The sequence below is a fragment of the Bacillus sp. JJ783 genome (assembly GCF_036963225.1).
In the GTDB taxonomy this organism is placed as follows: Bacteria; Bacillota; Bacilli; order Bacillales; family Bacillaceae_G; genus Bacillus_A; species Bacillus_A cereus_U.
Window position 1 is genome coordinate 1 of record NZ_JBALMG010000051.1, and the last position, 7,608, is coordinate 7,608.

The window sequence follows — 7,608 nt, forward strand, 5'->3', positions numbered from 1 at the left end:
AGGTGGGAGTCTTACTGCCCGTTAATAGCGGGAAAAATATACCAATGCAAGTTCGTACATAACCTGCAACTTTTGTATACTTCTTCCCCCTTACTTCGCCTCTTTCTTTTTCTTTCTCCATGCGTTTACACTATCAAAGAAAAAGTTAATAAATAGCGTTCCTAATCCCGCTAATAAAAATGTCATTAAAAATAGAACCCATATACTTTTATCTTTTAATAAATAATATCCTACAAGGAGCACAACGGCGATCCATACATATTCAAGAATTCTTTTTAGCTTTTTCTCTTCCAAATTATTCGCTCCCTTTTTCTATACTACTTTTAGTATAACAAAAAAGAAGCCTATCATGATAAGCTTCTTTTTCTTATACCTTACTTGTTGATACTTTTTTCAACCAGTGAAATAGCATTCTCTAACGTACGATTCATTGATTCAACATACTCATCTTTTACATTTTTATCTTTTAACACAACTTCTGCAACAGTGATTTTTTGACTTAATGATTTAACTGAACCGTCTTTTATATTTCCATCTTGCGCTTTCTTTACTAAAGCTTTTGCAAATTCAACATTCACTTGTAATTTTTCTTTCGGTGTTTTTGGCTGTTCTTCTGCCACTTTTGATTGTACGAATGTTTGGTTTGCTGTTTTTAATTCATTATACATTTGAACAAATTGCTCACCTGTACTTGTCATATTCCCAAACACTTTCTTAGCATTGTCATAGTTTTTTTGTAATTCTTTGAAAGCTTCTTGTGAATATTGACCTGGCTTTTCACCAAATTCATAAGTACCTGCCAATACTTCTTTCACTTTCGCAATCTCTTCATATAACGCATTTACTTGCTCTAATTTTGTACGATTAGAAAACTCGTTATATGCTGCTACTACTTCTGAAGAACTTAATGCTTTACTATATAATTTTGCTAATGCAATTTGTCCATTTAACGGAATACCACCATTTCCGTTGCTGTCTGGATCTGCACCAAGTGCAAATGGCACGTTCGGATGATACACTTTCCCACTAGCTGGCTGACTATTTACTTTTTTACCATCTACATAAATTGCTACTTCACTTCCGTTATACGTTCCTGTTAAATGATACGTTTTGTTTGCTTCTAATTGAACGCCAACACGTTTATAGCTTCCGCCAATATGAGCCCATAATTCTACATAGCCACTTCCTGTAGACTCAAAACCAATTCCACCACTCTCTGTATTTTGCAAAATACCTTGTCCGCGAATTTCATTCATTGAAAATACAGTTTCTAACGTAAATGAATTTGCTACTTTTTCTTTTTGTGCTGCTGAAAATGGAAGATACCCAAATGTATTTGCTTTTCCATTTAATTTCATTACATTTGTTTTCAACGCTTTATCATATTCAATAGATACATTCCCTTTCACATCACCTTTTGTTCCAAACGGTGAGTTATCTTTAAATGTACCATCTAAGAAATTCACATCAAAAACGTCTGCCTTTGGCACTTTTACATTCGGATCAATATTATCTTTTTTCGTAGTAATTTCAGCCGTTAACGGCTGCGCGCTTTCATTGCCAAACGAATCAATCGCAACTACTTCAAGTGTATATGATTTCCCGCCATCTAATCCTGCAAGTGTAAATGTAAGTTCTTTTGGAACTGGATCACGATAAAACTCTGAGAATGCTAATAACTTATTTTTAATCTCACCTGTTTGTTTATCCTTCGCTTGTACGCGATAAGAATGAACAAGAAGGTTGTCCACCGCTTGTGGGAATGTCACTGTTGCTGCATTTTCCGTTACATTTGATACTGACAATTTCGCATCTTTCGCAAAAGATGGCTTTTCTTTATCACGATCTTCTACATGCGTAAATGTTTCTTTCTTTGATGGCAACTGAATTTTCCATGGCTCGCCTGTCCAAGAATTTGTATGGAAATCACGGCGATTAATTGTTACTTCTTTATCATCTACTTCTACTAATAAACCTTGACTTAATGTGCTAGCTCCTGGGGGGATATTCCCTTGTACTTTACCGCCTTCAACTTCCATATAGCTTACAGAAGATGTTCCAACAGACGTAAAGTCTTTTTGATGAATCGATCTCGGATCATCTAACGGATAATGTGAATGACCTGAAAACGTAATTACTTGTGGGTATTCTTTTAATACCGCATTAATTTTTGCACTATCTTTCGTTCCCCATTCTTGGCTACCGTACACTGTATCTTTAATATGTTGATGTAAAAACACAAAAATCGGTTTTTCTGGATCATCTTTTTGTGCCTTTGCCATTTCTTCTTTTAACCAATTAATTTGCTTGTCCGAATAATAGCCATGTGTTGTCCCATCCTCTGGAGACATAACAAGGAAATGATACCCTTTTACCACTTTATGATAATAAATCGATTCCATTCCTGTCTTTTCTAAGAAACGCTTCTGTGCTCCCTCTACAGATAAGCCGTTCCAATAATCATGATTACCTAGAGAATTCATTCGTACCGCATCTTTATTTGCATTTTCGTTATACACTTGCATGAAACGATCGTATTGCTGCAGCGATCCTGTATCTGTGAAATCACCTACAATAACAAAAGCATCTTGCTTTGGTGCAAGCGTATTAAATTGCTCAATCGCTCGTTTCCAGCGAAACGTATCATCTGTTCCACTATTCTTAATATGCACATCACTTACAACTGGGAAAACGATTTTCTTCTCACTTGGTGCCTTTTCTTGCTTTTTCTCTTCCGCTTTAACCGACGTACTCCACGGAAATGACACGAATGCTAATACAAAAACCATTAATAATCCAATAAGTCCTTTTACTTTTCTTAAAGCAGTTCTTTCCACGTAAATCCTCCTCATAATAATTGATTAATTACAAGGGTTATTGTAACGAAAACATATTAACTCCGTTTGAATGATAAATTAATTTTATTAGACTTTTGTAAATATACAGTTAATTAATTATTAACTCCAACATTACTTGTATTATTGTAAACAACCACATTTTGTCTAAAAGAGTATAATCATTCTTTTCTAATGTCCCTTTACATATAATCTTTTCTATATAATAAAAACTAATATAAGGTTTTAAGCTTATTAGACAATCATAATTTTTAATTTTTCCGGCCATTCTTAACACATCGGCCATGCTTTTACATTTAATAATAGTAAAAGAAAAACTTGCAAAGGAGGGGTTCGTTTGAAAAACAAAAAAAATATCGGCTGTTTCGCTCCCTTATCTATCATTTGCCCAGACCCTTGTCCACCATCCCCTCCTCCGAATCCCCATTGTGAACTAGTAACAAATGAATTTGCTGGGAACTTCCTCATAACTAATGAAACCATTCTCTCTACTAAAGATGCATCACAATCGATGATACTGTGGCAAAGTGATGGGATACTACTTATATCAGGTACTGTCTCGGTTTACAATAGTACTAGCAGCACCGAAGCAATTACAATTCAAATCGTCGGAGCAGTAACCAATATTTTCACTGTATTTCCTGGTAATACAATATCTTATATGGGTAAGGATTTACAATCCGTCAGTATTATTAATATACAAAGTAATCCTTCTCTATATTTAGAAGGCAAGTACTGTTGCCAATTTACATGTTGCTTATAAAATAAATATTTCATTACTCCCTCTATTCAAAAAAGCATACCATTTAAGGTATGCCTTGTTATGAAATTGAGTAACGTACTGTAATACAAAACTCTCCTTGATTAACAGTCGTTCCCGTCGGTGTAATTCGAACAGTAGTAAAGTGCCTCACTGTGAAAGTACCACTACTTTGCGGTTGTACAGTAATCGTATCGACTACTGTAGCACCTACTAAAAAATCCACTGTAATTGGATTCGCACCTGTATCATATTTTACATAACCTGAACCGTATATTTCTTGTGTAAGATTATTCGTATATACAATTTGAGTACCCGCACCTGTAATTGACCAGTCTGCACATACTTGATCTTGCACAAGTGTTTTATTAGAACAACAAGACAAACTGGAACTTCTCATTCCCATTTCAACCCTCTCCTATTCTTCTACGAAAGTGAATAGCGTGTCGTAATACAAAATTCTCCCTGATACGTTCCAGCAGGTGTTGCAGGTAACACAACTTGTATACTATCAAAGCGGCGATACGTAAACGCGATACTCGTTCCTGGGTTTAATGTTTGTGTATCAATTGTAGCCCCAGCAGAATCAAGTGCCTCTACAGTAATTGGGCCTGGTCCAACATCATATTTAACAAAGCCAGTACCAATTACATTTTGGTTAATATTATTTGTATAGAGAACATTATCAATTGCTGTTGTAGCTACAGTAGCAGACCACGGACTACACACTTTATCTTGCACATAATTTTTATCTGGACAGCAAGTTAACGCTGATCCTGAGCATTCACAAGACATAGTTGTTTCCCCTCTTTCTTTTATATTCCCTATATGTGTATGTCCTGCAGAGTCTTTTGCCTGTACTATTCATCTATTTCCAAAAATAATCACATCATAATTTAAAGTAAAACTCCCACCTCAAAACTTTGCCTTACAGCTAAGTTTTGAGGTGGGAATCTTACTGCCCGCAAATAGCAAAATAAACTAAATAGATTCAGTTTTGTTTCGTTTTTTCATAAATTTATAGATAAAGATACTACCTACAACAATAAGAACGACCACTAATATAGGTAACATATATTGTCCAACAACACCCGCTGCTTTTTCCCAATGCGGACCTAATTTCATTCCAAAATAAATATACAAAGTCGTTAACGGGAACATTGCTACAAATGTATATATGCTAAATTTCCATATGTTCATTTTCGCCATACCACATGGAATGGAAATAAGCGTTCGAACTCCCGGGACGAAGCGTCCAACAAATGCTACAACCGGTCCATATTTCTCAAAGAAATCATCTGCTTTTTGAATTTGTTCTTCTTTAATGAAGAAATATTTACCGTATTTCACCAATACAGGGCGCCCGCCGTAATAACCGAGCGCATATAACGTTAATGGTCCTGTCGTTCCACCAAGTGTTCCGGCTAACACCGCAAGCCAAAAATTCATATCTCCCTCGTACACCCAATACCCAACAAGCGGCAAAACTACCTCTGCTGGAATAAACTCAAAAGTTAAAGCTAACACAACTCCAAAATAAGAAAACTGCTTTAAATACTCAATTATATCTAAAATAATTTGCTCCATACTTTTAACCCCCTATCCTATATTCACATTATGCTTTTCTTGCAATTGAACTGGTGCCATCTTTACGATTCGATTCAAAATGAATAACACAATTCCAATATCATCTAAAATACCAATAAACGGCAAGAAGTCTGGAATGAAGTCGAGTGGCATCGCAACATACCCAACTAAAAAAGCAATAGATAAAATTTTCTTCTTTATAGAAACCTCTTTTGAAGTAAAAAAGTCAAATAGGAATGGAACAAAACGGCGGACATGAAATACAACTCTTAATCTACTAATAAGTTTTTTCATTTTCTAGCTCCTCTCTTTGCATACAAAAAGGACCCTACCAAATATGGTAAGGGTCCTAAAAAAGACAATAAGGGGCCTTTACCATTGCTGGTAAAGGTCTCACTAACAACAAAACGTTGCCAATAAAGCCGAGGGTTTCTCCCTGTAATGACGACTTTACTGTAATAAGTTACTCCCCTTTAGATACACAATTTTATACAATCACATTAAGATATTAAGAGGGGCTTGTCAATATTTTTTTCATAATGAAACCTGTTCACATACTTCTATCACTGTTACAATTTGTCTGCTTATTCTTCCCTACAATCTATTTTTAAAGCGGATTACATTTCGGTATCTCTAACCCTGAGGATTGTGCTAACTTCAATAAATAGTAACACTCCTCCCTCGCCATATGATCCGCCATCCTGGCTGATAATGAACTTAATATTTGCTCAGACAACTCTAATTCTTCTACTTCTCGAAGGAAATGCGAGAATAACTTTAGCTCTAGTGAAACGTCTTTTGTAAACTTCTTCAAAGCTGGAAAATGTTTCAGTTCTGCCCGTAAATAACCTGTCATTTCAACTGCTTTTAAATAAAATTGTTCAAAATGTTTAGCGAACAAATCACTTTTCTCCTTCAATCTTTTTTCCACAACATCTAATCCGCCTGAAATAGAATCAGCATGCCCTGCTGCATCCGTTAACCACGCGAGATGATAGTGTAGTTCATGAAAAATGGGCGGGACTTCTCCCCTCCCTAAGTATTCTAATACTGTTATATATTCCTCCACTTCATTTACCATATGATTAATAAAAGTCGGAGTAAAATGAATTACAATTTTACCTTCCAATTGCTTTTGTATAATATTTAATTTAAATGCTCGAATCTCCTCTGCAGCTTGTTCTGCATCTTTTGAAAATGCAATAAAATTTACAGTATGAATTTCATTTAAAAAGTTCGTGAATTTCCCTACAAAATAGGTGGCTTTCTGTATATCTTCTTTCTCCTGTGGAGCTAAAGCATCTAGTAAAAACTGAGCATGATCCCCGAGAACTTTGAGCCAAAATTTATGTTCAAACAGTGCGCTTTCTTCATACATTCTATCCACGCTATCCCCCCTATGGTTACTCATGCCTCTGATGAAATTTGAAGCTTATAGCAATCTGGATCATAAAGAGTAATTACCACCCCATCCGCATGCTGTTCTTCCGCAAAAGATATTTTGTAAAACTGTAATTTCCTCTTTACTTTTTCCATATCAAGAATTGAAAAGGTTATTAATTCACACGAAGAATTAGCAACCTTCTCTCGCCCTCGTAAATTCCGATTTACCACAAAACAAATTCTCGTTGAACCAATATCATACCAAACACCTGTTACACGTAATTGTGGTCTATCCTTGCTCGGTTTAAATCCTAGAATTCCTTCATAAAAATATAATGTTTCCTTTAAGTTTTTAGATTCTAATACAATACATGTTGTAATACTTCCCATCCGCACTCCCCCTGTCTCTATTAGTTTTCTATATGAGTCATAATTTACAATTATGTACGAATACAATACGTAGTGATGAATATTTCATTTATAAAGGAGGAGTGTAACATGGATAAATTCATGAAATCTTACATACCTTACCACAGTCCCAAAGACCCTTGTCCTCCAATTGGAAAGAAATATTACTCAACTCCCCCGCACTTATATATGGGTTTCCAACCAACTAATTTACCACAATTCACACCAAAAGAAGCTTTAAGAAAAGGGACTTTATGGCCTGCTTTTTATGATTATTATGAAAATCCTTACAAAAAAGGACGGTGAATAAAAACGTGACACAAACATTGCCTGATGAATATTACAAATGGATTGAAGAGCTGCAAGAATTAGACTTTGTATTAGTTGAACTTACTCTCTATTTAGATACGCATCCCGACGATACTGCAGCTATAAATCAATTCAACGATTTTTCTTATAAACGAAGAGTATTAAAACAAAAAATTGAAGAAAGATACGGACCACTTCAGCAGTTTGGAAACAGTTATTCTAACGCTCCATGGGAATGGAGCAAAGGCCCTTGGCCATGGCAAATATAAAGTGAAACTTTAATCAGTGGGGGTTTTGTTCATCCCC

Annotated in this window: 11 protein-coding genes; 3 read left to right on the forward strand and 8 right to left on the reverse strand. The window is 35.4% G+C overall.

Going from position 1 to position 7,608, the window contains the following annotated elements; genetic code table 11:
- Nucleotides 1-90 precede the first annotated feature (90 nt).
- The gene (locus V7038_RS11085) at nucleotides 91-294 is read right to left on the reverse strand and encodes a hypothetical protein (RefSeq protein ID WP_002201657.1); all 204 of its coding nucleotides are present in this window, start codon (nucleotides 292-294) and stop codon (nucleotides 91-93) included.
- Nucleotides 295-374: 80 nt separating this feature from the next.
- Entirely contained in the window at nucleotides 375-2,837 is a 2,463-nt protein-coding gene (locus V7038_RS11090) for an FN3 and LamG domain-containing metallophosphoesterase family protein (RefSeq protein WP_335470198.1), read from the reverse strand.
- 355 nt (nucleotides 2,838-3,192) lie between these two features.
- Here V7038_RS11090 and V7038_RS11095 point away from each other — a divergent pair, with 355 nt between their 5' ends.
- Nucleotides 3,193-3,618, forward strand: a complete 426-nt coding sequence (locus V7038_RS11095; RefSeq protein WP_335470200.1) for an S-Ena type endospore appendage — start codon at nucleotides 3,193-3,195, stop codon at nucleotides 3,616-3,618.
- A 58-nt stretch (nucleotides 3,619-3,676) separates the two neighbouring features.
- On the opposite strand, the gene V7038_RS11100 is transcribed toward V7038_RS11095, so the two are convergent.
- From V7038_RS11100 to V7038_RS11125, 6 genes are all read right to left on the reverse strand, one after another.
- The gene (locus tag V7038_RS11100; RefSeq protein WP_335470202.1) at nucleotides 3,677-4,021 is read right to left on the reverse strand and encodes a DUF3992 domain-containing protein; all 345 of its coding nucleotides are present in this window, start codon (nucleotides 4,019-4,021) and stop codon (nucleotides 3,677-3,679) included.
- A 20-nt stretch (nucleotides 4,022-4,041) separates the two neighbouring features.
- Nucleotides 4,042-4,410 carry a DUF3992 domain-containing protein gene (locus V7038_RS11105; protein ID WP_002203338.1) on the reverse strand — a complete coding sequence of 123 codons (369 nt, stop codon included), beginning with the start codon at nucleotides 4,408-4,410 and terminating at the stop codon, nucleotides 4,042-4,044.
- A 186-nt stretch (nucleotides 4,411-4,596) separates the two neighbouring features.
- Nucleotides 4,597-5,202 carry a DedA family protein gene (locus tag V7038_RS11110; protein WP_002203339.1) on the reverse strand — a complete coding sequence of 202 codons (606 nt, stop codon included), beginning with the start codon at nucleotides 5,200-5,202 and terminating at the stop codon, nucleotides 4,597-4,599.
- A 12-nt stretch (nucleotides 5,203-5,214) separates the two neighbouring features.
- Nucleotides 5,215-5,496 (reverse strand): YkvA family protein, encoded by a 282-nt coding sequence (locus V7038_RS11115; RefSeq protein WP_002159169.1) that lies wholly within the window; start codon nucleotides 5,494-5,496, stop codon nucleotides 5,215-5,217.
- Between the two features lie 313 nt (nucleotides 5,497-5,809).
- Nucleotides 5,810-6,589 (reverse strand): DUF2935 domain-containing protein, encoded by a 780-nt coding sequence (locus tag V7038_RS11120; protein WP_335470206.1) that lies wholly within the window; start codon nucleotides 6,587-6,589, stop codon nucleotides 5,810-5,812.
- 20 nt (nucleotides 6,590-6,609) lie between these two features.
- Complete coding sequence (locus V7038_RS11125; RefSeq protein ID WP_002203341.1) at nucleotides 6,610-6,975, reverse strand: VOC family protein; 366 nt, start codon at nucleotides 6,973-6,975, stop codon at nucleotides 6,610-6,612.
- Nucleotides 6,976-7,083: 108 nt separating this feature from the next.
- On the opposite strand from V7038_RS11125, the gene V7038_RS11130 reads away from it, so the two are divergent.
- Both V7038_RS11130 and V7038_RS11135 read left to right on the forward strand, forming a co-directional pair.
- The gene (locus tag V7038_RS11130; protein WP_002201665.1) at nucleotides 7,084-7,299 is read left to right on the forward strand and encodes a spore coat associated protein CotJA; all 216 of its coding nucleotides are present in this window, start codon (nucleotides 7,084-7,086) and stop codon (nucleotides 7,297-7,299) included.
- 8 nt (nucleotides 7,300-7,307) lie between these two features.
- Nucleotides 7,308-7,571 (forward strand): spore coat protein CotJB, encoded by a 264-nt coding sequence (locus V7038_RS11135; RefSeq protein WP_000194952.1) that lies wholly within the window; start codon nucleotides 7,308-7,310, stop codon nucleotides 7,569-7,571.
- Nucleotides 7,572-7,608: the final 37 nt, after the last annotated feature.